The sequence below is a fragment of the Paenibacillus sp. J22R3 genome, assembly GCF_056269305.1.
In genome coordinates, this window is record NZ_JBWDNS010000016.1 from 1 (window position 1) to 25,541 (window position 25,541).

The 25,541-nt window shown below is 47.6% G+C and carries 19 protein-coding genes, 4 tRNA genes and 1 riboswitch; of the genes, 10 read left to right on the top strand and 13 right to left on the bottom strand.

Annotation, left to right across the window (positions count from 1 at the left end; all coding sequences use genetic code 11):
* Positions 1-224: 224 nt before the first annotated feature.
* The 4 genes from AC0YN4_RS31295 to AC0YN4_RS31310 all read left to right on the top strand — a co-directional run bounded on the left by AC0YN4_RS31295 (position 225) and on the right by AC0YN4_RS31310 (position 592).
* Positions 225-300 (top strand) — tRNA-Thr (locus AC0YN4_RS31295).
* Between the two features lie 13 nt (positions 301-313).
* A tRNA-Lys gene (locus AC0YN4_RS31300) sits at positions 314-389 on the top strand.
* Positions 390-425: 36 nt separating this feature from the next.
* A tRNA-Leu gene (locus tag AC0YN4_RS31305) sits at positions 426-508 on the top strand.
* Between the two features lie 9 nt (positions 509-517).
* A tRNA-Gly gene (locus AC0YN4_RS31310) sits at positions 518-592 on the top strand.
* Positions 593-705: 113 nt separating this feature from the next.
* On the opposite strand, the gene AC0YN4_RS31315 is transcribed toward AC0YN4_RS31310, so the two are convergent.
* From AC0YN4_RS31315 to AC0YN4_RS31345, 7 genes are all read right to left on the bottom strand, one after another.
* Positions 706-1,356, bottom strand: coding sequence for a hypothetical protein (locus tag AC0YN4_RS31315; RefSeq protein ID WP_475837584.1), 651 nt, complete (start codon positions 1,354-1,356; stop codon positions 706-708).
* Positions 1,340-2,860, bottom strand: a complete 1,521-nt coding sequence (pilM, locus tag AC0YN4_RS31320) for a type IV pilus biogenesis protein PilM (RefSeq protein ID WP_475837585.1) — start codon at positions 2,858-2,860, stop codon at positions 1,340-1,342. The genes AC0YN4_RS31315 and pilM overlap by 17 nt, the downstream gene beginning before the upstream one ends.
* 13 nt (positions 2,861-2,873) lie before the next feature.
* Complete coding sequence (locus tag AC0YN4_RS31325) at positions 2,874-3,629, bottom strand: prepilin peptidase (RefSeq protein WP_475837586.1); 756 nt, start codon at positions 3,627-3,629, stop codon at positions 2,874-2,876.
* A gap of 77 nt (positions 3,630-3,706) precedes the next feature.
* Positions 3,707-4,147: a prepilin-type N-terminal cleavage/methylation domain-containing protein gene (locus tag AC0YN4_RS31330; RefSeq protein WP_475837587.1), complete on the bottom strand. Its 441-nt coding sequence runs from the start codon at positions 4,145-4,147 to the stop codon at positions 3,707-3,709.
* A gap of 36 nt (positions 4,148-4,183) precedes the next feature.
* Entirely contained in the window at positions 4,184-5,392 is a 1,209-nt protein-coding gene (locus AC0YN4_RS31335; protein ID WP_475837588.1) for a type II secretion system F family protein, read from the bottom strand.
* A complete protein-coding gene (locus AC0YN4_RS31340; RefSeq protein WP_475837589.1) occupies positions 5,392-6,441 on the bottom strand; it encodes a type IV pilus twitching motility protein PilT in 1,050 nt (349 codons plus the stop codon). Before AC0YN4_RS31340 ends, AC0YN4_RS31335 begins: the two co-directional genes overlap by 1 nt.
* A gap of 14 nt (positions 6,442-6,455) precedes the next feature.
* On the bottom strand, positions 6,456-8,123 hold the full coding sequence (locus AC0YN4_RS31345) for a GspE/PulE family protein (protein ID WP_475837590.1): 1,668 nt from the start codon (positions 8,121-8,123) through the stop codon (positions 6,456-6,458).
* A 321-nt stretch (positions 8,124-8,444) separates the two neighbouring features.
* Between AC0YN4_RS31345 and AC0YN4_RS31350 the strand changes: the two genes are divergently transcribed.
* Positions 8,445-13,928, top strand: coding sequence for a DUF5057 domain-containing protein (locus AC0YN4_RS31350; RefSeq protein WP_475837591.1), 5,484 nt, complete (start codon positions 8,445-8,447; stop codon positions 13,926-13,928).
* Positions 13,929-14,063: 135 nt separating this feature from the next.
* Here AC0YN4_RS31350 and AC0YN4_RS31355 read toward each other — a convergent pair whose 3' ends face one another.
* The 6 genes from AC0YN4_RS31355 to AC0YN4_RS31380 form a co-directional block, all read right to left on the bottom strand.
* Positions 14,064-15,965, bottom strand: a complete 1,902-nt coding sequence (locus tag AC0YN4_RS31355) for a hypothetical protein (protein WP_475837592.1) — start codon at positions 15,963-15,965, stop codon at positions 14,064-14,066.
* A 17-nt stretch (positions 15,966-15,982) separates the two neighbouring features.
* Positions 15,983-16,558: a PulJ/GspJ family protein gene (locus tag AC0YN4_RS31360; protein ID WP_475837593.1), complete on the bottom strand. Its 576-nt coding sequence runs from the start codon at positions 16,556-16,558 to the stop codon at positions 15,983-15,985.
* 4 nt (positions 16,559-16,562) lie between these two features.
* Positions 16,563-17,141 carry a type IV pilus modification PilV family protein gene (locus AC0YN4_RS31365; RefSeq protein ID WP_475837594.1) on the bottom strand — a complete coding sequence of 193 codons (579 nt, stop codon included), beginning with the start codon at positions 17,139-17,141 and terminating at the stop codon, positions 16,563-16,565.
* A 157-nt stretch (positions 17,142-17,298) separates the two neighbouring features.
* Positions 17,299-18,270 carry a hypothetical protein gene (locus AC0YN4_RS31370; RefSeq protein WP_475837595.1) on the bottom strand — a complete coding sequence of 324 codons (972 nt, stop codon included), beginning with the start codon at positions 18,268-18,270 and terminating at the stop codon, positions 17,299-17,301.
* 76 nt (positions 18,271-18,346) lie between these two features.
* Entirely contained in the window at positions 18,347-18,940 is a 594-nt protein-coding gene (gene thpR / locus AC0YN4_RS31375; RefSeq protein WP_475837596.1) for an RNA 2',3'-cyclic phosphodiesterase, read from the bottom strand.
* Positions 18,941-19,002: 62 nt separating this feature from the next.
* Positions 19,003-19,752: a spermidine synthase gene (locus AC0YN4_RS31380; protein ID WP_475837597.1), complete on the bottom strand. Its 750-nt coding sequence runs from the start codon at positions 19,750-19,752 to the stop codon at positions 19,003-19,005.
* Positions 19,753-20,051: 299 nt separating this feature from the next.
* A riboswitch (cyclic di-AMP (ydaO/yuaA leader) is annotated at positions 20,052-20,220 on the top strand.
* Positions 20,221-20,345: 125 nt separating this feature from the next.
* Between AC0YN4_RS31380 and AC0YN4_RS31385 the strand changes: the two genes are divergently transcribed.
* The 5 genes from AC0YN4_RS31385 to kdpC all read left to right on the top strand — a co-directional run bounded on the left by AC0YN4_RS31385 (position 20,346) and on the right by kdpC (position 25,501).
* Complete coding sequence (locus AC0YN4_RS31385; protein ID WP_475837598.1) at positions 20,346-20,762, top strand: hypothetical protein; 417 nt, start codon at positions 20,346-20,348, stop codon at positions 20,760-20,762.
* 322 nt (positions 20,763-21,084) lie between these two features.
* Positions 21,085-21,162 (top strand): potassium-transporting ATPase subunit F, encoded by a 78-nt coding sequence (locus tag AC0YN4_RS31390; protein ID WP_090986693.1) that lies wholly within the window; start codon positions 21,085-21,087, stop codon positions 21,160-21,162.
* Positions 21,163-21,193: 31 nt separating this feature from the next.
* A complete protein-coding gene (gene kdpA, locus AC0YN4_RS31395) occupies positions 21,194-22,867 on the top strand; it encodes a potassium-transporting ATPase subunit KdpA (protein ID WP_475837610.1) in 1,674 nt (557 codons plus the stop codon).
* 18 nt (positions 22,868-22,885) lie between these two features.
* Complete coding sequence (kdpB, locus tag AC0YN4_RS31400) at positions 22,886-24,928, top strand: potassium-transporting ATPase subunit KdpB (RefSeq protein ID WP_475837599.1); 2,043 nt, start codon at positions 22,886-22,888, stop codon at positions 24,926-24,928.
* 12 nt (positions 24,929-24,940) lie between these two features.
* Positions 24,941-25,501 (top strand): potassium-transporting ATPase subunit KdpC, encoded by a 561-nt coding sequence (gene kdpC, locus AC0YN4_RS31405; protein ID WP_475837600.1) that lies wholly within the window; start codon positions 24,941-24,943, stop codon positions 25,499-25,501.
* Positions 25,502-25,541: the final 40 nt, after the last annotated feature.

Below are 25,541 nucleotides of genomic sequence, written 5' to 3' on the forward strand. Positions count from 1 at the left end.
AGGTTCGAGGTGGAAGTGCAGCAATGCATGCAGCTGACGAATACTAATCGGTCGAGGGCTTATCCTACGAATATCTGCTCGGATGTTCAACTTCGGACAATAATCAGCTAAACAAGACCTTCGCAAAGGTTCGTATCCAGTTTTCAAGTTGCAAACCAACCAATTGAATAACCCATTCGTGGGTTTTATTTCATGAGTTGAAGAGACTTGAAACTTATACACATGCCGGTGTAGCTCAGTTGGTAGAGCAACTGACTTGTAATCAGTAGGTCGTGGGTTCGACTCCTATCGCCGGCACCATTTTTTCAAACTTGAGCCATTAGCTCAGTTGGTAGAGCACCTGACTTTTAATCAGGGTGTCGTAGGTTCGAGTCCTACATGGCTCACCATTTTCGTTTAACGACAATGGGGGCACTTTACATTATGCGCGTATGGCGGAATTGGCAGACGCACCAGACTTAGGATCTGGCGGGCGACCGTGGGGGTTCAAGTCCCTCTACGCGCACCATATTTATCTGCGGAAGTGGCTCAGCGGTAGAGCATCGCCTTGCCAAGGCGAGGGTCGCGGGTTCGATTCCCGTCTTCCGCTCCATTTTTACAACTTTCATGACCGTTACTCAAAGATCTGAGTAGCGGTCTTTTTGCATGGATATAAACCACAAAAAAGCCGCTTACCGACATGATTACGACGGTAAGCGGCTTTTTCTATTTCTCATCGAATGGTAAAAGAACTTCTTTCACAAGTGGCTTGTAAGAGGGATCGAAGTAAGCCGTGAATGCCAGATTGGCTGAGATTGGAGTGGCATCACCCGCTAAACTGCTTGATTTAGCGACGTCGAATGAATCAACTGTAATTAGTCTAGGCAGCTTTTGCAGTTCTTCGATATAACGCAATATGTCTGCATAACGACCTTTAATAACTATGCCTACCTTAAGCTTTTTCACATTAGGACCAAATGAGTTGCTACCCGAAGAAGAATCAATAGTTTCGCTTGCAGCAGCTTCCGAATTTTGTTGATTATCACTACGATCAGGCGTAAAGGTTGCGGTAAGGGCCTCTCCACCAGTACTTGCTTCAATTTGTTGTAAATCAAGCAGCAGCTGCTCCGTGTTGTCCCATAAAGGGAGAGCTAGTTGTACGTTTTCTTTAGAATATTCATTGCTCGCTTCTTTTTTCTCCGCGAGCTTGTTGCTCAGAATCTTGTATTCACTGTTTAGCCGCTCGATCTCTGCTTGTTGATCGGTAATCTGATCTGTTGATGGCTTCAGCAGGTAAGTATAGATAACAAACAAAGCGAGGAAAAGCACTGCGATTAGAAGGACAGACAAGGGACGGTTTTTAGTTAGTTGTTCCATTGTTATCCTCCTCGTTCGACTGCTTCATCAAGATACTGAAGGAAGCCGTATATGGTTTGGAGACGGAAATCCCACCGCTGTCGGTTGAGGTGGCCATTGTCTCCCCTTTGGACATCGTTTGCATGCCGGCATCTTCGGTAAAGGATAAACGGTGTAAATCGAACAAGTAACGGGACATATCCTTCATTGAATTGAAGCTGGCTGTAAGTGCAATTTGTCCTTGCTCTGTGTAGCCAAGGGTCCGAAGTTCTGCGCTAATCGGAAGCTTATGCTCAATCTCTTTAACGATCGCAACTACGTCTCTTTGTTTTTTCTTGATTTCTTCAATTTCCGTAAGCGGGTTTGACTGGCCCTGAGCAGTACCGGTAATCAATTCATTCTGGGCTAGTGCAATTTGGTCATTTAAGGCTTGCACCTGATCTTTATTATCTGAAATTTCGGTACGGTTACTTATAAAGGAGTAGCCGATGAGTGCCATAATGAGCAGCCAAGCACCTAGAGCACTGGTGATAACAACAGGGAGCAGTTTTGCTTCATGATTAACTTTGGGAAGCAGGTCGATGTTAAAGCTAAGGTCTTTTGGTAGTGCTAAGCCGGCTGGGATCAGATAGTTACCCTGCTCATCATCTAGGCTGCCGCCTTCAAAGGAAGGAAAGTCAGCTTCATGAATGGCGATTTCCGCCTGTGTCTCGCGCAATATGGAGATGAGGTCATGCTGTGCGGATACGGCCCCAGCTACGATTGCAGTACTAATACGTGACGCGCCTTCATGAAGGCCGAATTGATAGAAATTCAAGATCCGAGAGATCTCAGTGCTTAGCTCGGATAGCTGTGATTCGTTTAAGTGACCGGGTTGATGACTGCCATTTTCCAATAAGTTGATCGCTCTCATGAAGATTGGGCTGCCTTCATGGAACATAAAGATCTCGAGCATCGTATCACCGATGTTAAGGACCATCGTTTCACTTGTTTTCTCTGTTTGTTGTGTAAATAATGATTTTGCCAGGGCAGCTGCAGGGAATGTAATGGCTTTAACGCGTAAGCCGGCTTCTTGCATTAACTCCATAGCTGTGCGAATCCACTTAAGTGGTGCGGCAAAGATCAAAACCTGTGTGCTAGTCTCATCCTTGCCAATCTGTAGATAATCGTAGATCGGCTCTTCGAATGGCAGATGGAGCGTCGTCTCAACCTCTAACTCAATTAAAGAGCGAAGCTCTTTATCATTGGTTGTTGGGATTCGCATTTTACGAACGATAATTTGCGAAGTAGGAACGGCAAGAGAAACAGAAGCGCCGTTTAGCTTCTCGCGTAGGATCCATTTTTTGAAACTGCTGCGGATTTCGTCTACTTTTATGAATTGATCATCAACAATGGCACCTTCAGGAAGTGGAAGAAAACCGCTTCGATCAAGCTCCCATGCTTTTTTCTTGCGCAGCGTAGTGAAACGGATGGCGGTTTGTTCAATGGTAAGACCGATTTGTTTGGAGCCAATGGTTATCAACATGATCACATCCCGCTTAGGTTATTATAGCTAGATACCCTTCTATCAGCGCATCTCCGAAGCAATAAGCAGCAAGTGTGCCTACAGCAAGGAACGGGCCGAAAGGGATCGGTTGTTTTCGTTTGACAAGGTGAAGTAGCTGCAAGGTGCCGCCTACGATTGAACCGGTCAGACAAGCAAGAAGCATTGCAACTAGAATGTGGGGAAGACCAATAGCAAGTCCAAATACGAAGAACAGCTTGGCATCTCCTAGCCCCATACGGCCACGTGAGAGAAGATTGATTAGAAGCAGCATCCCACCGCCTAGCAATGCACCTACAGCGTAATGCCATAAAGGTTGTTCGTGATGTAAAAGTCGAGATAGGATGAGCAATGGGAGAAAGAAAAGTAGTACTTTGTTTGGGATTAACATGTATTTGAGATCGGCAACGGTAATGATAACGGACAGACTGACAAGAAGCAGGCCGGAGATAAGTTCAAGGCTAGGGCCAAAGATCAGATACATACTCATGAATAATAGTCCGGTAATGACTTCACCGAGTGGATACAAAGGAGATACAGTTGTACCACAATGACGACAGCGGCCACGTGCAAGCAGATAGCTGAATAAGGGGACTAAATCACGTTTCCTAAGTCGTGTTTGGCAGCTTGTACAGTGGGAGGGCGGATGAATGAGAGATTGTTTCAGTGGTACACGCAAGCCCACAACGTTAAAGAATGAGCCACATACAAGGCCGAGGATGAAAAAATAGATTGCTAGGACAGTCGTCATCTATGAATGGCTACTTTCTATCTAAAATGAAGAGAAAGGAACCGGAACGATTCCGGTTCCTGACAGAAGATGAGGAGTTATTTAAGTTGAGTTGCAGTAAAGGTCTTATCGTCAGATGTACCGGATGCAGTGCTAATCACTATATTAAAGAGAGTACCTGTGGAGTTATATGTAACTGTTCCATCCGTAATTGTTGCTTTTGTACTTGGGAGGACGATATCGCTAGAAAGATACCCTTTGTAGATTAGACCTGGAGTAGTTGCATCGCCAACGATTTGAATTGAACCAGCGCTTTTAAAATCACCATTTAGTTCAGAGGTCACGTAAATTCGTGATGCATCGTAGATTTGCCGAGCAGTTGCAATATCAGAATCAGTTTTCGATTTACCAATGATGTTAGAAATAAGTGGAATTGCAATCGCAGCAATGACCCCTAAGATGACGATAACAGCTAGCAACTCAATTAGTGTAAAACCTTTCTCATTCTCTCTTGCACGTTTCAAAACATTTGCTACCATTTTTAATTCCTCCCTGAATTGGTTTTACTTGCCTACTTAGCCCATCTGACTATATAGACTGAACATTGGCAGCATGATGGCTGCCACGATGACTCCGACCATACCGGCGAGAAATACGAGCAAGATCGGCTCGATTAATGACTTCATCCGGTCGACTGTGTTCTCGACATCCATCTCATAGAAGTCGGCTACTTTAGAGAGCATTAGGTCAAGAGAGCCTGTCTCTTCGCCAATTGCTATCATTTGAGTAACCAGTGGTGGGAAAACCCATGATTTCTTGAGTGGGTCCGAAAGCGGTGTACCTTGTCTTAGTGAATCTCCTGCGCTACGAATGACTTTGCCTACGACCCGATTTGCAACAACCTCTTCGACGATGGACAGTGCTTGTAGCATGGGAACCGAGCTAGCGTAGAGGGAAGACATCGTACGCGACATTTGGGCAATAACGCCCTTCTGCGAAAGCTTGCCGAAGATTGGAAGCTTAAGCTTCATGTAATCTATTGCATAGGCTCCTTTTGTAGTGCGCTTGGCTGTAATGAAACCGATAACGACAAGCACGACAACGAGAAGCCATAGATACCACTGATTTTGGATACTGTTACTGGCTGCCATAACCATCACAGTGATGGCTGGGAGCTTCGCATCCATAGAATCAAACATACTTACGAACTGAGGTACAACTGCTTTAAGTAGATAGATGACGGCTGAGATAGCGAGAAATCCTACAACCATCGGATAAGTTAAGGCGGATTTGATCTTTTCCTTCGTCATATGCTGCTTCTCGAAGAAGACAGCTAGTCGCTCGAGTGTACCTTCCAGATCACCGGACTCTTCACCTGCGCGGATCATGTTGGTGAACATCGAAGGGAAGATTCGCTTATGCTCCTGCACGGCCTGCGAGAAGGCATTACCGCGAAGCAAGCCCGAATGCACATCGACGAGCGCCTTCTTAAGCGGTTTACTCTCGGTTTGTTGGGCTAGAATGCCTGTGGCATCGAGAATCGTGACACCTGCGCGAATTAGCGTTGCGAATTGGCGGCAGTAGATGATGAAATGCTGCATTTTAACCGGGTTACCGATGTAAATGTCCATCGACAGAATCGTGTTTCGGTGTTCAATGACCGAAAGCACGACAAGTCCGCGTTTACGCAGCTCTTCAACTGCCGTCGATTTGTCCATTGCGGACATTTTACCTCTCAGCTGCTTGCCGCCGCCTGTCTTGACATGGTAGGCAAATTGAGCCATTAGTAAGCACCTTCAGTCAAGTAGACTTTGGCGGCAGCCGGATCAACACGTCCTGACTGCAGAAGCTCCTTAATCGAAGCGTCTAGTGTATGCATGCCCAGCGCGCGTCCTGTTTGCATGACGCTCTTGATCTGATGAATTTTCTCGGTGCGAATTAGGTTGGCGACGGCAGGCGTGTTGATCATAATCTCCGTAGCACAGGATCTGCCTTGTCCGCCAGGGCGAGGCAGCAGCCTCTGTGAGATAACTCCGATCAGAACAGCTGCGAGCTGCGTCCGAATTTGTCCTTGCTGGTGAGATGGAAAAGCATCGATAATCCGATCGATCGTTTGCGGAGCATCTGTTGTATGTAAGGTCGCAAATACTAAATGTCCGGTTTCAGCTGCCGTAACAGCTGCTGAAATCGTCTCTAGATCACGCATCTCGCCAACTAGGATGACGTCAGGGTCTTGCCTAAGTGCCGCTCTCAGCCCGTTGCTAAAGCTCTTCGTATCATTGCCGACCTCACGTTGATCGACCACCGATGCCGAATGAGTATGGAGGAATTCGATGGGATCCTCCAAGGTGACGATATGCTTCTTCTGCGTTCGATTGATGTAATCGATCATCGCCGCTAACGTCGAGGATTTGCCGCTGCCTGTCGGTCCTGTAACGAGGACAAGTCCTTGATGCTTATTAGCAAGCGTCTCGATGATTGCAGGAAGCTGCAGCTGCTCGAGTGAGGGAATGCGCGTCGGAATGGTCCGAATCGCAATGCTCACTTTGCCACGCTGTCGGTATGCATTGATCCGGTATCGAGAGTAGCCTTCCAGTTCATAGGAGAAGTCAACTTCACCGGCTTGCTCAAAGTGGGCTAACTGCTCGCTGTTTAACAGGGCCGCCGCCATAGCTCTAGAACGCTCAATCGTAACTGCTTCCTCACCTAGCCGTTGAAGTGTGCCGTGAACCCGCATAACAGGAGGCGAGCCAACGGAAATATGAAGATCAGATGCTTTGCTTTCATGAGCTTGCTGCAGCAAGGATGTGATCTGTTCCAATACTTGTGTCATTTTGGCCCTCCTTTCTAATGGGATACGGTCTCTTGCAGCACTTCCTGCAGGGAAGTAATGCCTTTAACCGCCTTCTCCAGGCCATCATCCATCAGCTGAATTAACCCATTCTTCTCTGCTGCAACTCGTAGGTCTTGAAGGGAGCCCTCTTGGCTGATCTGCTGCCGAATGGCGTCATTAATGCCGAGTACTTCATGGATGGCGACCCTGCCGCGATAACCGGTTTGGTTACAGGTGCCACAGCCGGTGCCTTTATACAGCTTGTCCGCGTGAAGTCCGTGATTTTGCAGGAAAATGATTTCTTGCTCGGATGGCGTATAGGCTGTCGTACAATCCGGGCATACACGTCTGACAAGCCGCTGTGCAACTACGCCGACCAATGAAGAGGCGATCAAGTAGGGGGCAATCCCCATATCGCGGAACCTCGTAATGGAGCTGACGGAATCATTCGTATGTAGTGTCGATAGTACCAAGTGTCCTGTTAGAGAGGCGCGAATAGCAATTTCTGCCGTCTCAGAGTCACGAATCTCGCCGACCATGATGATATTAGGATCTTGACGGAGAATCGAACGCAGCCCTGCTGCGAAAGTAAGTCCGATTTGCGGATTTACGTGGACCTGATTGATGCCCTCAAGCTGGTACTCGACCGGATCCTCAACGGTAATGATGTTAGAGTCCTCTTTGTTGAGATGTTGAAGAGCGGAGTAGAGCGTTGTTGTTTTACCGCTGCCCGTCGGTCCGGTAATAAGAATGATACCGTAGGGAACCTCAATCATTTCTCTAAAGATTCTATGGTTGTGCTTGCTGAAGCCGAGCTGATCGAGCGCCTTAACACCAACGCTTAGATCGAGAATCCGAAGTACGATTTTCTCTCCATGAATGGTTGGAAGTGAGGAAACCCGGATATCGATTGTCTTGTAGTCGACTTGCATTTTCATTCGACCATCCTGCGGCAAACGGCGTTCAGCGATGTTCAGCTTCGCCATAATCTTAAGTCTGGCCGTAATGAAGCCCTGCATTTGTTTAGGAATAACTCTCTCGGTCCGAAGCACGCCATCAAGCCGATAACGAATGGTTACATTGGTCTCACCTGGGTCGACGTGGATGTCGGACACCTGAAGCTGTACGGCCTGCTGAATCATCTGGTTCACTAGACGAACGACAGGAGAGTCCTCATCCGTAATCTCGGTTTCACGAATTTCATCTGCCGTAGGCAACTCGCCCATGAGCTGAGACATGGAATCTTGCAAACCGTAGTGACGAGCAATGGCTCTTTGCAGTTCATCTCGGCCAGAGATAGCTGGCTCGATGCGAAAGCCGGTAGACATTCGAAGCTCTTCAATTGCAAAATAGTCCAGCGGATCAGCCATGGCGACGAGCAGCTTGCCGCCTTCTTTATGAATCGGAATGGCTTGATATCGGCGAGCCAAGCTCTCGGGTATGATCTGCGTAATAGAAGGCTCGATCTGATATTTAAACAAACTGACATGTGGAATGCCTAGTTGAAATTCCAGTACTTCAAACAGCTGCTGTTCGGTTATGTATCCTTGTGTAATAAGCAAATCGCCAAGCTTCTGCTTCGTCTTGCTTTGTTCGCGCAATGCCTGCTGCAACTGTTCTTCGGAAATGACATTGCTCTCGATGAGGAGGTCGCCCAGCCGCTTCTTTTTCACGGTACTCATTTCTACCAATCCCCTCATGACAATTCGTATCATGTTAATCTTGTTACGACAAGGCAGTGGGTCTTTGTGCCTATATGGTAACTGCCATTTCGTGCTGTACTTTTGCATAAATCTAGCAAATCCCGCTTCTGATAAGGTAATTATACACACAGCTAGTTCTTTTAGACAATATGGGATTTTTATTAACATATTTATCTATTTTTCTTCCGGGATTCTATGTATAATATAGTCAACTGAAAGTAGTCCTTTAGAACTGTATCAAATTGTAGCAAAAAACCAATGACAGGGGGGGAAGCTATGGATACGAGAAAGAGTACTAGGATGATTAGGAGAGCAAATCAGAGGCTGCAGACGAGGTCTCTAGTAATCAGACTGCTTTTTATAGGCATGATTGCGGCTCTCATTATTATTCCGGGGCTTTACTTGAAGGATGCGTACGCGAACGGGACAGTCTATTACGCAATCAAAGCCGACACGAAGTTCATCACGGTGGGAGCCAATAATGAGTTATCTGCTAGTGTGACAAGCATTGGCACGTCAGCGGAGCAGTTTGAGCGAATCAAGAACAGCGATGATACATATTCGATTAAATCCAAATCGACCGGCAAATATGTGACCGCTACAAAGACAGACAAAGCATTGGCGGCAACTGCTGCGACAATTAGCGCTAGCGAGAAATTCAGCATTGTGGATGACTATTTAGTAGCTACTATAGGTTCTAATAATACAAAGAGGTATGTGAAAATAAATTCGGAGAAACTCTATCCTTCTGAGTCGGACAAGGCCAATGGAACGAAGCTGAGATTCACTGAGAATGTGACCAAACTGCTGGAAATCACGGATGGCGGCGGAACGTCAGACCTACAGCCGCTGCTGGGCAAACAGCCGAATATGTCAATTGAAACAATGAGTATGAAGCGTTTTGTCGCTCTGCGCGGTGAGCTTGACGGCAAATACGACGGTATCTACATCGGTAAAGGCAGCTTCAATCCAACTAAAGTAGCTAAGACAACTTCTTCCAACCGAGCAGCTGCACATGAGACCAAGAACTTGGAGAACGACATAACGCTTCTTAAAGCAGGCGAGATTGTCGATAATTTTATTACGAAAGGGCAGCCCGTTTTCATTTATAATGACTCCTCTAATAAAAGCGGTCTGCTTTACCAGAAAAATACCGGGAATCTATACAAAACGTTTGCAGCATACTCGACTGCCGGCAGAGATAATGTTGTCTTTCTAAAGCCAACAGAATTGGCTAATTTAGCTACCCTTAGCTTGAATGAAAATGGGCTGCTGAACCAACGGCCAAAACTCGTGTTAAGCGGTCAACCAACCGCTTATCTCATGGACTCTAGCACTCTCTATCGCGCCGGAGATAAGTTATCTTTTCATTTCAATGTGCCGAACTATAACAAATTCGGAGATGGTAGATTAACAGCAAACTTGTATCTGGGTCTAGATCAAGCGGTAACGTTCGGCAATGACCAGATTGTTGCTTCCTCAGTTGTTTCCAATAACAACGAAGACAGTGAGATTTCTTACGTGCTGCCTAAAGGTTATTCCGGCCTTTATTATTGGAAGCTCGAAATCGTAGATCAAACTACCAAGTTGAAGAGCTACGAAACAGGTGTATTCAGATATCGCGATCAATTGACTAAGGTGCGTGTACTTCAAGTTATGCCGAATGATTCTGATACGAGCAGCTTGAAGAATAACAGTAACTTAAACCAGACGTATCTGAAATCAACGGATGAATACGAAATTGAAATCACGACTATGAAATTTAATGCGTTCAACTCGATGGTCAAAACAAATCTAAATGGAACGTATGACATGCTTATTTTCGGATTTACGGATACCTATAATTCAAGTGCCAGCATTACATTGGATACAGCTAATGCCGTCAATAATTTCATTCGGACAGGCCAAAGCGTTATGTTTACGCATGATACTGTATTCTCAAGCAGCGAGACGGACCGGAATACATGGATTGACCAATTCCAGCAAACAACCGGACAAATCGAACCTTGGACGAATCTTGGTCTCAGTGCATTTAACACGTCTAAGGCCGTGAAGAAGGTTAACGACGGACTTCTTAATCAATTCCCGTTTAATCTGAATACCTCTACACCAGAGGTGGCATTAACGCACAATCAATACTTTACGCTTGATCTGGAGGATAAGACGGTTGTGCCATGGTACAACATTATTGGCTCGAACCGTGATGAAGACGATAGCTGGAACCACTACTACACCTATTCCAAAGGGAATGTGACGTATTCCGGTACAGGTCACACGAATACAAACTTCCCAACCTGGGAGCAGCAGCTGTTCGTCAATACGATGTACCGTGCTTTTATGGGCTCTAACCATGCGCCGATGTTAACGGTGTACAATCCGATTGATTACTCGGCTGCTAAGGATAATTTCATTCCGAGCTATCAAAATATTAATCTCAGCTTTATGCCTGAGGATTATGATTTTGTGGATCGCAACTTAACGGTTTCGGTCAAGTACTCCTATAATGACGGTACTAGACTGCAGACCGTAACGCAGCCGATTACAACGGCTGTCTCAGGTTCTACCATTAACTCTGTCATCACGAATCCATTTACAACCGGAGACGGCGATCTCTCTATCGAAATTACGGTAACAGACAAGACAGGTGCGAAGATTACGAAGACCATTCCGGTTAAGGTGAAGAAGGTATCTTCCAATCTTACTGTGAGACGTACGATTTCCGGATTGAGCTCGGGGTCGGAGCTTACGCTCGATAAAGGTACTACGACAACAATGACGTATACGGCAACGCCGAAAGCCATTACGAAATCGGGTTCTGTCAATGTCGACACGCTCAAAATCCAAGGGGTTTCGTTTGCCGAAACACTCCCGGCTGGGCTGGAGATCGTTAGTACATCGCTTCCTCCGGGGATGACGTTAACGACGAATAAGGATTCAAACAACAAGACTATTCTTAGTGGATCAATAAGCACAATTCAGTATGCCGTGGACGGACAAAGCTATACGGCTTCGCCTGTTACATTCACCATTACGGTTAAGCCAACTGTGACAGGGACTCTTCCTCTCAACAATTCGAGTCTCACATTTAAGGATGTCGGACAGACTGCATCGACGACACTTCCTTTCGACACCTATTCGTTGAACTCCATTGTTCGGTTGGATAGCTTAAGCATCGGGCTGCAGGATATTACGCTCGTGAACAAGAAGGACAGTACCGGAGCGACAGTGTATGACACAGCTACGGTCATTCCAACTTTCACGCCAGCGGATGCAACGCCTAAATTTAGCTGGACATCATCGAACCCAGCAGTAGCCACCATCATTACGACGAATGCAGGTAACGGGTATGTTACAGGCGTTGCCAAAGGTGTAACAACGATTAGAGTGACTGATTCGATTACCGGTAAAACGGCTACCGCACAAGTAACTGTACTGGAATCGGGGCTTAACATCATCGCTAACGATACGGTAACAGCGGGTATGACGATGGATTTGTCAGGTGCACTTGTCAAACCAACTCGCGAAACGGTTAGCAACATCGAGTGGTCGATATTTAATCCGGCAGACGGATCATTGAGTACGAGCAGCGGTTGGCAAACGAAGCTTACCGGATTAAAAGCCGGTAAAATAAAAGTTTCCCTGCATGTGACGACTACTTATAATTCGACCATTGACGGGTCAACGGTGACGACCTCTTATGATGCATCAAAGGATGTCACCATTACGAATCCGGTCTTAACCTTGACAGGCAGCAGTAATCTTACCGTCGGCGATACGATTCCGCTCACCGCTGCTTTGCAGAAATCACTCACAGATCATACGCCGATTACGGATAGCAGAGTGATTCAAAGTGTGAGCTGGAGTTTGAAAGAGGCGGATAAGCAGAAAATCGCTTCTCTTCCAGCAACAACAGACAAGCTGCTTGTGAATGAGTTGAAAGGACTTGCTCCAGGCACTGCCACCGTCGTTGTTTCTGTGAAACTGCTGGACAATACGGTGATCACGAAGGAACTGTCGATTACGATTGAGAATCCGGTTCTTACTTTGAAAACAGGGTCACCATCAATTGGAATTGGAGACATCGCTCAACTCACTGCAACGCTGCAGAAGTCGGCTACAAACACAACGGCTGTTATAGACGATAGTGTCACCATAACGTGGGGATTGAGCAGTACAAGTGACTCAAGTCTTGTGAGCCTAGGGACGGCAGCAAACAATCAGTTTACGAATCAGCTCCAAGGTCTTGCTCCAGGGACTGTAACTGTCGTCGCTTCCGTAAAACTTGCTGATGGCACGGTGCTAAAGGACACGCTGCCAGTGACGGTAGTAAGCCCATTCCCGTCATTGGAAGGAACGGGTACTATTAGTATAGGCGATACGATATCGCTGACCGCAGCCTTGAAGAAATCGGCAAGCAGTAATACAGATATTGCTGCAAGTATGATCAAGGATGTTAAATGGGGGCTGGAAGGTGCTAATGCGGAAGAATTAGTAGATCTGCCAATCCCAACTACTAAGCAGATGAATAATTCACTCGAGGCTAAAGCTCCAGGTAATGTAACGGTCTTAGTGAAATTCCAACTCATGAATGGCACGTGGGTTTCGGCGACGCGATCGATTACGATCGAGGAACCTTATCTGAACTTGTCAGGTCCAGGAACCATCAGCCTAGGAGACACCGTGGAACTGAAAGCTACACTGCAGAAGTCGAAAGATAACAGTGCTCCCATTGCAGATGATAGCGTGATTCTAGGTGTTCTCAAGTGGGAGCGTTCGAATACGAAGGCAGAGCTAATTTCGAACTCCACAGGCAAGCACTACACGAATAATCTACATGCGCTTGTTCCCGGAACCATAACCGTGACGGTCTCCTTGAAACTGCAAAATGGGAAAACGTATCCGCAGCAAGTGGATGTTACTATTCTTAAACCGGATGTAACTTTAAGCGGGCCGCTCAAAGTCGGCGTAGGCGATGTAATCGAATTAACAGCCGGATTGACGAAGTCATCGGGGGATTCTACGGCGATAACCGATACTAGCCTAATAGAAGGTGTGAGTTGGGGTCTGAAAGAAGCAGGAGCTGACGACATCGTTACGCTTCCGGCATCAACGGGCAAAAACTTCACCAATGAACTTAGTGCGATCGGTGATGGCAAAGTGACGGTAATCGTTTATGTGAAGCTTCTTGACGGTTCAGTAGTGGATGAGGAGTTTCCGATAACCATTCAGAATCGCGGGCTAAAGCTCGATGGCAGTCTGATCGTTAAAGCAGCTTCAGCAATTAATTACCCGATTACATGGGAAGGAGCTGCCGGCAAACCAAGTTTCACCTATGAACCGGAATGGACATTGCTGAATAGTCCTTCTAAAGGCACTAGCCTTACGGGCGGTCAAAACTCAGTGAAATTAACGACGGGCTGGCAGGATGGCGGAACTGTGACCATTCAAGTGAAGGTGAAGTCACCGGCCGGTAAAGTATTTACCGATACATTGACGGTTGATATTGTACTCATTAAATTACCTGCTACAGTGCCTCATTTTAAAGTAAAGCAACAGATGAATCTGGCATCTAGTCAATCCTTGACTATTCTACCAGCCAAACTAAGGGCTACTATAGTGCCTAGACTGATATGGACATCCGCCAATAGCAATATTGTAGCGGTATCGGCTAACGGTGTCATTGAGGGTGTCAATTACGGTACGACGACAATCACCGTGTATGATCCTGTACTGCAAATTACGCTTACTGTAAGAGTTACGGTCGACAAGAGCGACAAATACTAATCCGTAAGAAAGGGCTGTCCCAAACGTCACCTTAGGTGACGAGGGACAGCCCTTCTCTCTTAATCAAACCAAAAAGATGGCGCGGAGTCTAAACTCTACGCCATCTTCTTTTAGTTTAACCGTTCTATTCGGGGGCTAATTTTGCACAGGAAGCAGCTTCTTCTGTCCGATATTGACTCTAATTTTGTTGACGCGAGGAAGGCCTGCAAGCTGATTAATAAAGACATCTTTATTGTAATCGATGACAAAACGGGCTTGAGTTTGTGTAACCGGTTCATTATCTGGACCAAAATCTTGAGGGCTGAAATTCAGTGTGGTCCCGGTTTCAGTCGAGGTGGTATCACCAAGCACGGCGTTAATGGTGATGCCTTCCTTGGCAAAGAATCCGCCATGAATCCAGAAGAGCGAGCCTACGCCATACAGCTCAGCTGTTTGATCTGTGTAGAAGAAGCCATCCAGCGTGCTAATACTCGATTGTTTATAGCCATCACCTAGCTGTTGGAAGGCGGTGACCCGATAGATGTCAATGGGTCCATTGGTGATCATTACCAGCTCTCTTTTCTTGTCATTCACGACCATCCCGCGAATCTGAGCATCCATAATTTCGTTGATCTCATCATCCTGCAAGGAGAAGATGGTGGAATCCATTTCAAGATTACCTATCAACGTTACTTTTCCTTTGACCAGAATATTGGCTCGAATGGGGATAACGGTATTAGGATTATCGTTCTGAATGGTCATATTACCATTTACGATAAGCCAATCGTGAGCACCTTTCGATGTGTATCGAATTTGACGGAGATCAGCACCGATTGTTAAGTCACCGTCTACAAATACAGCACCGGAGAGATCACTCAACTGCGTATTCAGAACACTCATGGTGTGATCATAATCTGCTTTAGCTTCATTATAGGAATCTTGTTCTTCGATCGTAGCACCACTGTCTGGCAATGAAGGGGCCGTAGGAATGGTAATCGGGTTGGTTGATAAGGAAGCTTTCATTAGAGCAAGAAGTCCATCCCCGGAATCCTGAGGCGTGTAGGCATTCCACAAGGAGTCTCTCAAGCTTGGATCCGCACCTGTACCAAGCGCGTCATAGGCTTTATCGACGAAAGATTGCGCCACGTCTATGGAAATGAATTTTTTCTTTTCAATTAGCTCCACTTTGGAATCTAGGTCATGGAACTGAGGATCCCCCAGATTCTCAAGAATTTGGTAGGGTGTATTTGGATCAACCGGTTTGTCGCGATATTTAATTTTACTTTGCGATTGGATTTGAATTTTACCGTTCCCAATGTCATCACCGTCAGGCACATAGATGCCATCCAACGCCGATGAATCAACAGGGTCGACATACAGGAACTGTGTATTGGCAGTAAGCGGGTTGTTCAAGTAGGTGTAGTTCGCGACATTTTGGATTCTCAGCTCATTGCCCGCATAGATGTTACCTTTGAAGGCTGGTGCGCCGTTGATGACAACATCGCCTTCTGAACCAAATGCATATTTCAGAAAATCCGGGAACGTATCCAGCGTCATATCCTGTACCAAATCCCGTTTGACGCCGTTCACTTCTGCTTCAGCCGTTATTCGAATGGCAGTTAAGTATTCATTGGCCGTTGGTTGACCCGTTCCGCTGCTTTGATTCTGGCAATACAACTGTTGTTTCAAAAGATTGATCGTACCGAGAATGCACATGTTTTTGATACGATATTCCGGCTTCTTGGCCTTATCGAGCTCTGAGCCTTCATTCAAATAGCCTCGCTCCCCATAGTCTTTGAAGCTTTCCACGAATTGCTCTACATTTTGTGTCAACAGGGAAGGGCTTATCGATTGATTATCGAAGCGCGCCATAATGTGTGCCATCGCTTCACTCAGCGCCTTATCCGCAAGATGGACGGTTTGCAAATTGTCTTCCGATTTCTGAGTCCGTGCTGCTCCGCCGATCGTAGCACCGAGAACAGCTACACCGACTAGTGTAAAGAGCAGCATCATAAACACAACAAGTAAAAAGGCAGAGCCTTTCTCTTCACGTATCATTAGCGAGCTGCCTCCTCTTAAAATCCGAATCTACTTTCCAGGTTAAGATCAAAATTTCGGTCGCCATACTCTTGACGCAGCTTAAGCTTGATTTCAAGCATCCCGCTGCTGCAGCCTGTTTGGCCGTTCACGCATTTTAGTTTAATGAAAGATTCGTTATATGCAGTAGGACTGTTCGGTACAATCTCTGATGCGATAGCTACTTCACGATTACCGATAAATAGAGCGCTTTTATTCGAGGCATCAGAATGTTTAATGCTGATTACTTCCCGGAGAGGGTCGTCCCCTGTCTCTATAGGGTCTTCAGAAGAAATCTCCGGCAGCGTCAGCGTAATCGATTGACTAAGGCTTGCATCGGATTGCGAGATTCGGCTCGGTCCGACCCGGTACAATTCGGTAATAATGGAGGACATGATTAGATCGCCTTCGTCTCGAAGGGAGTTCTCGACGCGAACCTTATTGTAGGTATTCATCCCAAATGTAATAGAAGAGTAAATGACACCCAGAACGACGGATAGTATGGTCAGTGAGGCAATCAGTTCAACTAGTGTATAGCCTCTCTCAGCCTCGCTACCGGTTAGTCGCCGTCTCATGTGGTTAACGAATCGATTCATCGCTTATGTACCCCTCCACTTCCGAATACTCCCGTTTGCTCCGATTGTCTTCGCTATTGTGAGGCTCAAGCTCTGCAACTTCAACTTTAATGGGGAGCAGATATTTATTGATCTGTCCGCTATCGGGAGAAAATTTGACTTTATCTTGGAAGCTAATTGTGACATGGTAAGAAATATCGTTGATTTTGGGATTCAAGATAAAGGCAAGCGTCTGCGGGTCATCTACGAGTTCCTTATAATTTGTACAGGAGCCACTGCCTTCGGGGCAGCCGTCTGAATTGATTTCATTACGCTCCTCGCCGATGCCAAGCGGTTGTCCAACCTTGAAAAATTTGGCCATCTCATCAAAATCTGATTGTTTCTGCATATAAAACAGCGTGTTACGCGCCAGATTGACCATGACTGTCTTATTCTGGTTGCCCTTGGCGTAGGAGAGGGCATGGACAAAAAAACCTGTCATCGCGAGTCCGGCGACGGAGAGGATGATGAGGCAGGTCAAGATTTCAACTAATGTAAAGCCACTCTCTCTAGATGGCTGCTGTTGCTGCTCGTGTGCTTTCATAAGCAATCACAGTTCCCTTCGATTAACATACATTTCCTACTATCTTCGACACAGAACGTCGCAAATCCTCCTAGTTCTAAAGTCTCACCGCAATAAAAATAAACCGTTCCTCCCAAGCATTAGCTTAAGAGAAACGGCGTTATATTAGTAGGACTAATTACTTAGTCTTCATTAGACCGGAACCTAGCTTGACGGATAAGTACCACTCACTCGTAGCGTGAGGAGCAATGTGGAGAAGCTTGTCTCGTTCAGCTGCTTCAGTTAGGCTGTCGTAGTAACCATTGCATGGCTCCAGTGCACAAACGGCTTGCTCGTTGCATAACCCTTCGTCAATCCAGATGCCCAAGTAGGGCACTGATTCAGCATCCCACTCCAGCATTAAGTAATCCCCGCTGTCTTGTTCATAAAGTCCGGTCCATCCCTCATCGACTGCCCCGTCAACATAGAATTTACGAGCATCCTTGGCAGAAGCGGGTTCGATCGTATCAAGGCGAAGATAAGAACCATCAATATCCGCTTCCGGCCAATCATACAGCTCGCCTGTCTGCAGCAAACGACCACCGAATACGCAGCGTACTTGTTTAGTGGCCCCAGGAAGCATAATCCGCGTGTTTGTCGTGGCAACAAACTGGGGATGCGCAAGCCAAAATGCCGCTATCGTCTCCGAACTGAGGTTCCGAACTGTGTATTCGAAACGCAGCTGCTGATCGTTCTCGAATCGAATGGTTCTTGTCAATTCATAGGGGAGCGCTCTTCCGACTACTTTGCAAACGAGTGCATCTTGTTCTTCGAAAGAAACCTCCCACGGGATGGACCATACATCGCCATGATCCGGCATGTGTTGTCCGAAGTTGTCCCCTTCTAACGGGTAGAGACATGCGGCAACGGTAGGGAAACATTCATCCCAGCCGCTCATATCCGCTGCGAGGAAGTCAGAGCCATGTTCGACCTTAGCGAGTGGACGGGACCCGGTGCCGACGACCCACTCTTTACCGGTAAGGCGGTTCTCTAGGGAGACGATTTTGCCTCCCAGCTCGGGTATGACGGTAATCCGCAGCTCAGTAGATTCCATGAGGACGGCGGGCCAGTCTTGATAGGTGGTATGGGTAATGAAACAGCGTGATTCCATAGGGGCACATCTACCTCCAAAATGGGTTGTTTATTAACCAGTATAACGCAAATATTGGAGGGGAATAGGGAAAAACTCAGAGAAGGAGCGGAGCAACCGAAACGGACTCATACATCGGACGTCGCTGCAGGTGGCTTCGATAGAGGGTTATGGCATCCGCTTGCCACTGGAGCGGGCTTCCGGTCGGCGGCAGCTTCCAGCCGTTCAGTTGCGATGGCTCGAATGAGCTTTCGCCCGCGTAGTTGCGTGCAAGCGTGAGATGCGGATGGTAGGTGCGGCTCTCCGGCATGAGGCCGAGAGGTTTTAACCTCCTTGCAACATGCTGTTGCAAGTTGTGCAGCTGCTCGACATCCCCTGCGACGTCAGCCCACAGGACGGAGGGGCGAATCGGACGCCCGAAGACGCCCAGCGAAGTCACATGTAACGCGAAAGCCTGAACGGACGATGCTGCTTCACGAAGTGCTGCCGAGATGGCAGGGACAAGCTCTATTGGCGTATCGCCCAGAAATTGCAGCGTGATGTGATAATCGTCAGGATGTGCCCATTTGCGAAATAGAAGCTGTGATTTGATGTCCTCGCACCCTATCGAAAGTGACTGTTTAATGGAATCCGGTACAGGGACGGCAGCGAATAAGCGGACGGTCTGCGCCGGAGCGGCTGGCGTATTCAAAGGTTTATAGCAACCCCTCTCTTATCAAAAATATCACTAGCACGTCTGATAGGCGAATCCTACTAGTCGTGATCGTGATCCACGATGATATAGCCTTGCCCCAATTCCATTTCCATAAACCCGGCCATTCGGCGAGTCTGGCAGGTCAGCGGGGCGCTGCTGCCCGTCAGGATGTAATTTCGACGATCCGCGGCGTTTTCAGCTGGCAAAGCAAATGCTTTCACGAATCGAAACACTTCTCGAAGTGTTGTATAGATGGCGTTTATATGTGCATCGTTCTCACGCTTACCCATGAGATTGATGAGGATAGCACCGCTCTCATCCAGCTTGGCGGCAGCAAGCTCGAAGAAGCTCATCGAAGTCAAATGCCGCGGCGTTCCCTTATCGGAGAAGGCATCGAGCACAATAAAATCAACCGTATGCTCAGCTTCGCATGAGAGCAGTTCACGGCCATCGCCAACCGCCACATTATCGTCACGATAGCCAAAATATTGCCTGCTTAACGCCACAACTCGCTCGTCCAGCTCCGCAACTTTGATCGTTCTCGCCGTACTATGTCGAGCAATTGTTCCAACGCCATGACCAATGATAAACAGACGCTGATAGGTCGGGTTGCTGCCATTCATGAGGTGAAGCATAGCCTGCGGATATTCGAATAGGATCCGCTCAGGCTGATCCAAATCCACAGCACCTTGCATGGCGCTGTTTGAGAACTGAAGGACTCGGAATCGCCCATGCTCCTCGCCGTACGTATTCGTATCGTAAACGGTAATCTCGTTCAGCGAGCTGTTTTCCCGGTGCAAAATCTGCACGATGATCCAATCTCCTTCTTCCCAGCGAGCAGGCCGGGTCCATTATAGATTTCAGCGTATCGCATCTCGGGGTCACATTCAATTGCCATGTGAGAACAATGTGCTTTGCTCCTTATTGTTGGCATCACAAGCAGTAAGGTTTGGAAGCATTCCTATGATAATCCAATTGAAAAGAATGGGTTCGCAGGATGAAAGCGCAATTATGCGCGCAATTCGATAGAATTGGCGGAATTAGCACGTAAATCAGGTTTTACATTCTCTTCGCGCAGGAATAAGATTTGATTCATCAACGGAATAACTTGCTTTAAACGCTGAGTCCTCGCAAGAGGAACGGGGGAACCAATCAGAAGCCGATTTCGATCAGAACGGCTTCTTGGGGTGAATCCATAACAGGTGTTATTTGTTAAGGTAGGGTACTCTCAAGCCCGAATCCGACAGCTAACCTCGTAAGCGTATGAGAGAGAACCCCCTTCAATCGAGCTTCCAGCAGCTTGTTTCTTTACGCACGCTGTGAAAGAGGCCCGGGAGTAGAGTTTCTCTGCTCCCCGGGCCTCTTTGTGTTTTCTACCAAACCATTCAGGAGAGTGACTATTGTGAAAGATTGCAAGATTAAGGCGATCGAGCTGTTTCAATTTGATGGGGAGCTCACGGATGAACGGCTGCCTGGACATAGTGAAGACTGCATTTGCGGTTTACTCGCCATCACCACGAATGACGGAGGCTGCAGCCTCATTGAATTCCAGATGCACGGCTGTAACCTGAAGGGCGACATTGTGCAGTGGACGGCCATCTACCAGCGAATGAAGGGACTGACACTCGAGGAGAGTCTGGACTACATCCACCAGAAGCAAGACGCATGGGGGATGGAACGCGCGCATTTAATGGAATCGGCATTAACAAGCTTAGCCGAGCAGCTGGATTACACGGCGAAAGGCATAGCCAATCGAAATTACGCATTATGGAATCGCGCCTATTTATTCGACCATTCTCAGGCATACGTATCGTTCTAGACGGCGATAACGATTGATTTTTATACTTTTTTTACACCTGGCAGCAGGTTTCTTTACCCCCTTTTTACGGCAACCCGTATTAAGATTTCCTTATACCGAAGAGGGGGAACCGATAAGCAGCGTATGAAACCTCAAGCACGCTGAAAGACATGAATAGTTTCAATCTAGCAGGGGAAAATATTCTCAATTCACTGCATGCAGCTATAGGAGGTAGTAAGAAGTTATGGTCAATGATTTTACAATGGTGGTATTGTTTGTTGCTGCATTCGCAATATTCTGGGGATTCCTTAAATTCTGTGAGAGAGCCTAGGGAGGTAACGCTATGATTATCGTCGGCATTATTGCAGCTATTCTTATTTTGTATCTAGGCTTTGTGTTAGTTAAACCAGAAAAATTCTAAATGGCCAGGGCGGAGGATTCATGACATGAGTATGGGGTTCGTACAGGTAGCCATTACGCTGATCATCATTATGTTGTTGGTTAAGCCGGTAGGCAGTTATCTTGTAAAAGTGTTTCAGCATGAGAAAACAGCATTGGATCGTGTGTTCGGTCCGTTTGAACGGTTGCTGTATCGGTTGATGGGCGTACGCGAAGATGAAGCAATGGGCTGGAAGAAGTATGTAGCAGCCGTCCTGCTGAGCAACTTTGTTATGATGCTCCTATTGTATCTTGTATTACGGTTTCAAAGCTTTCTGCCGCTTAATCCGGACGGGATCGGCAATATGCCTGCAGGGCAGGCTTTCAATACAGCCGTATCGTTTATTACGAATACGAACTGGCAGTCTTACTCGGGTGAGAACGGACTATCCTATCTGTCTCAATTGCTTGCGATTACCTTTCCGATGTTCACGTCGGCGGCAACCGGCTTTGCAATTGCGATTGCGTTCATACGCGGACTCGTCGGACGTCAGGATAATCTAGGTAACTTCTATGTGGACATGGTTCGCGGAATCACGCGAGTGTTCTTGCCGCTCAGCTTCTTGGTTGCTTTGTTCTACGTGTTCCAAGGCATTCCGCAAACGTTCCAAGGTGCTGTAGATGCGACCACGCTTGAAGGGGCTCAGCAAACGATAACCAGAGGCCTCGTTGCAACGCTGGAATCAATCAAAAATATCGGTACGAACGGCGGGGGATGGTTCGGTACGAATGCGGCGCATCCGTTCGAGAATCCAACACCGCTCGCAAACATGGTTCAAATTATTAGTATGATGCTGCTTCCTACCGCGCTTGTCTATGCCTTCGGCCTGATGATAAAGAACAAGAAACAAGGCTGGGCTGTATTCGCGGCGATGGGACTCATCTTCATGGTTATGCTTACAGTCGTTTTTGTATCGGAATACAAAGGAGTTCCCGCACTTGATGCAGCAGGCCTTCATGGAAATATGGAAGGCAAAGAGGTCAGGTTCGGTATATCCGAGTCCGCTTTGTTTACGGCAGTGACGACAGCTGCAACAACTGGGGCCGTAAATAATATGCACGAATCGTTAACACCGATGGGGGGATTCGTTGCATTAGCCGAAATGATGCTGAATAACGTATTCGGCGGTAAAGGCGTCGGGCTGCTCAATGGGTTATTGTATCTCATTTTATCCGTATTTATTTGCGGTCTGATGGTCGGACGTACGCCGGAATTCCTCGGCAAGAAAATTGAAGGCAAGGAAGTGAAGCTGGCTGCCATTGCGCTGCTCATTCACCCTTTGATCATTCTGGCACCGACCGCGCTTGCACTTGCAACGCCGACAGCCGTCGCGTCCATAGCGAACGCCGGTACGCATGGACTATCTGAAGTGCTTTATGCCTTTACGTCCGGCGCGGCAAACAACGGTTCCGCATTTGGCGGTCTGACCGCGAATACCGACTTCTATAATGTAGGAATTGGGCTTGTGATGTTGTTCGGCCGTTATATTTCAGTCATTGCGATGCTTGCGATTGCCGGATCTCTCGCGGTTAAACGAGTTGTTCCGGTTACAACGGGAACATTGCGCACGAATACACCATTGTTCACGGGTATTCTCATCATGATCATTCTCGTGATCGGAGCGCTTACGTTCTTCCCTTCCCTAGCACTGGGACCAATCGCTGAACATCTGGCCATGTCGCACTAAACTTAAGGAGAGATAACGATGGCTGCTGCACGCAGAAAGACCATAACGAAGGAAATCGCATCGCAGGCGATACTTGATGCCTTTAAGAAACTGAATCCGGTCGTTATGATGAAGAACCCGGTTATGTTTATTGTTGAAGTAGGTACAGTGATTACGCTGCTGCTATCCATATGGCCGGACCTGTTTGGTACGGATACTGTGGGCAGAGGTTATAATGTGACGGTGTTTTTCATCCTGCTCTTTACCGTATTGTTCGGGAATTTCGCTGAAGCCTTAGCGGAAGGCCGAGGCAAGGCGCAGGCGGATACCCTTCGGAAAACAAAATCCGAAACGATGGCGAAGCTTGTTCAGCGGGACGGATCCTTTAAGCAGGTTCCTTCCACACAGCTGAAGAAAGGCGACATTGTCCGTGTGGAAGCCGGCGAGCTTATTCCGACCGACGGTGAAATTATCGAAGGTCTGGCATCCATCGATGAATCGGCGATTACAGGTGAATCCGCACCTGTAATCAAGGAAGCCGGAGGCGATTTCTCCTCGGTTACAGGGGGAACGCGAGTAGCCTCAGACTATATCGTTGTGAAGGTCATGACAGATCCGGGCGAATCGTTCCTAGATCGCATGATATCGCTCGTAGAAGGCGCCAAACGGCAAAAAACACCGAACGAACTGGCGTTAACGACTCTGCTCGCCGTGTTAACGATTATTTTCCTTATTGTTATTATCACCATGGTTCCAATGGCGAAATATCTGAATGTCAATCTGGATATCGCCACTCTAATTGCTCTGCTCGTCTGCTTAATACCGACAACGATCGGCGCGCTGTTGTCCGCTATCGGGATTGCCGGTATGGACCGTGTAACGCAATATAATGTACTTGCGATGTCCGGTAAGGCAGTCGAGGCCGCCGGCGATATCGATACACTGATCTTGGATAAGACGGGTACGATCACCTACGGGAATCGGATGGCTGCGGAGTTCATTCCTGTAAAAGGCGTCACCGCCAAGGAAATGACGTTCGTCGCGTTGCAGGCCTCCGTTAAGGACGAAACGCCTGAAGGTCGTTCGATCGTAGAGCTTGCCGGCAAGCTTGGCGAATCTTGGACGGCGAGTGAATATGCAAGTGCTGAAATCGTCGAGTTCACGGCAGAAACGCGAATGTCCGGACTCGATCTGGCAGGCGGCGTACAGATCCGCAAAGGCGCGGTCGATGCCATTAAGAAATTTGTTTCCGCGAGCGGCGGCAGCATTCCGAGCGACTTAGAAGAAGTCTCGAACCGGATTGCCAGAGCCGGAGGCACTCCGCTCGCTGCGGCTGTAGGCAATCGCATCTATGGCGTCATTTACTTGAAGGATACCGTGAAACCCGGACTGAAGGAACGTTTTGCAGAAATGCGGGCAATGGGCATCAAGACGATCATGTGTACGGGCGATAATCCGCTCACAGCAGCTACGATTGCCCTCGAAGCGGGCGTCGATGATTTCATCGCCGAAGCGAAACCGGAGGATAAAATCGCCGCCATCAAGAAGGAGCAGCAAGAAGGCAAGCTCGTTGCGATGACAGGCGACGGTACGAATGATGCTCCTGCGCTGGCGCAAGCCGACGTGGGTCTGGCCATGAATTCAGGAACGATGGCTGCCAAGGAAGCGGCCAATATGATCGATTTGGATTCCGATCCGACGAAGCTGTTATCGGTCGTTTCTATCGGCAAACAATTGCTCATTACTCGGGGTGCACTTACAACGTTCTCGATATCCAATGATATCGCCAAGTATTTTGCGATTATCCCGGCTATGTTTATCATCGCGATGCCTCAGTTGCAATCGCTGAATATCATGCATCTGGCCTCGCCGAAATCGGCGATTCTGTCGGCGCTTATCTTTAACGCCGTCATCATTCCGCTGCTCATTCCGATTGCGATGAAAGGCGTGAAATACCGTGCGATGACAGCAGATACACTGCTTACGCGCAACGTTCTGATTTACGGCCTCGGCGGGATTATCGTCCCTTTCATCGGCATCAAAATCATAGACCTGGTGCTTCATGGTCTTCAACTTGTTTAAGGAGATAATCATATGAAGATGACATTGACCGCGATCCGACTGTCCGTAGTGCTTATGCTGCTTTGCGGGCTCCTATATCCTTTAGTCACGACGGGTTTTGCCCAGGTCCTATTCCCCAAACAAGCCGAGGGCAGTTTAATTAAAGTAGACGGCAAAGTTGTAGGTTCGGAGCTGATCGCCCAGGACTTCCAATCGCCGAAATGGTTTCACCCGCGAGCCTCAAATGCGAAATTTGATCCGACTGCCACAGCAGGCTCCAATATGGCAATCGCTTATCCGGAGTATGTGCAAGCGATGAAGGAGCGAATCGATGCCTTGCGCCAGGAGAATCCGAGCTTAACGGACATCCCGGCCGATCTGGTAACCATCTCAGGCTCCGGGTTTGATCCGGATATATCCCCGGAAGCGGCCAAGTTTCAAGTGCCGCGAATCAGCAAAGAAACAGGGATTTCGGAGCAGGTACTGAATGAACTTGTGGATGCCAATACGACAAGCCGCCAGCTTGGTATCTTCGGGGAACCGCGCGTGAACTTAACGGCAATCAATATGGAGTTAATGAAGCAAGTGAAGTGATTATTAAGCAGCCGCCTCCATTTCATATGGGGGTGGCTTT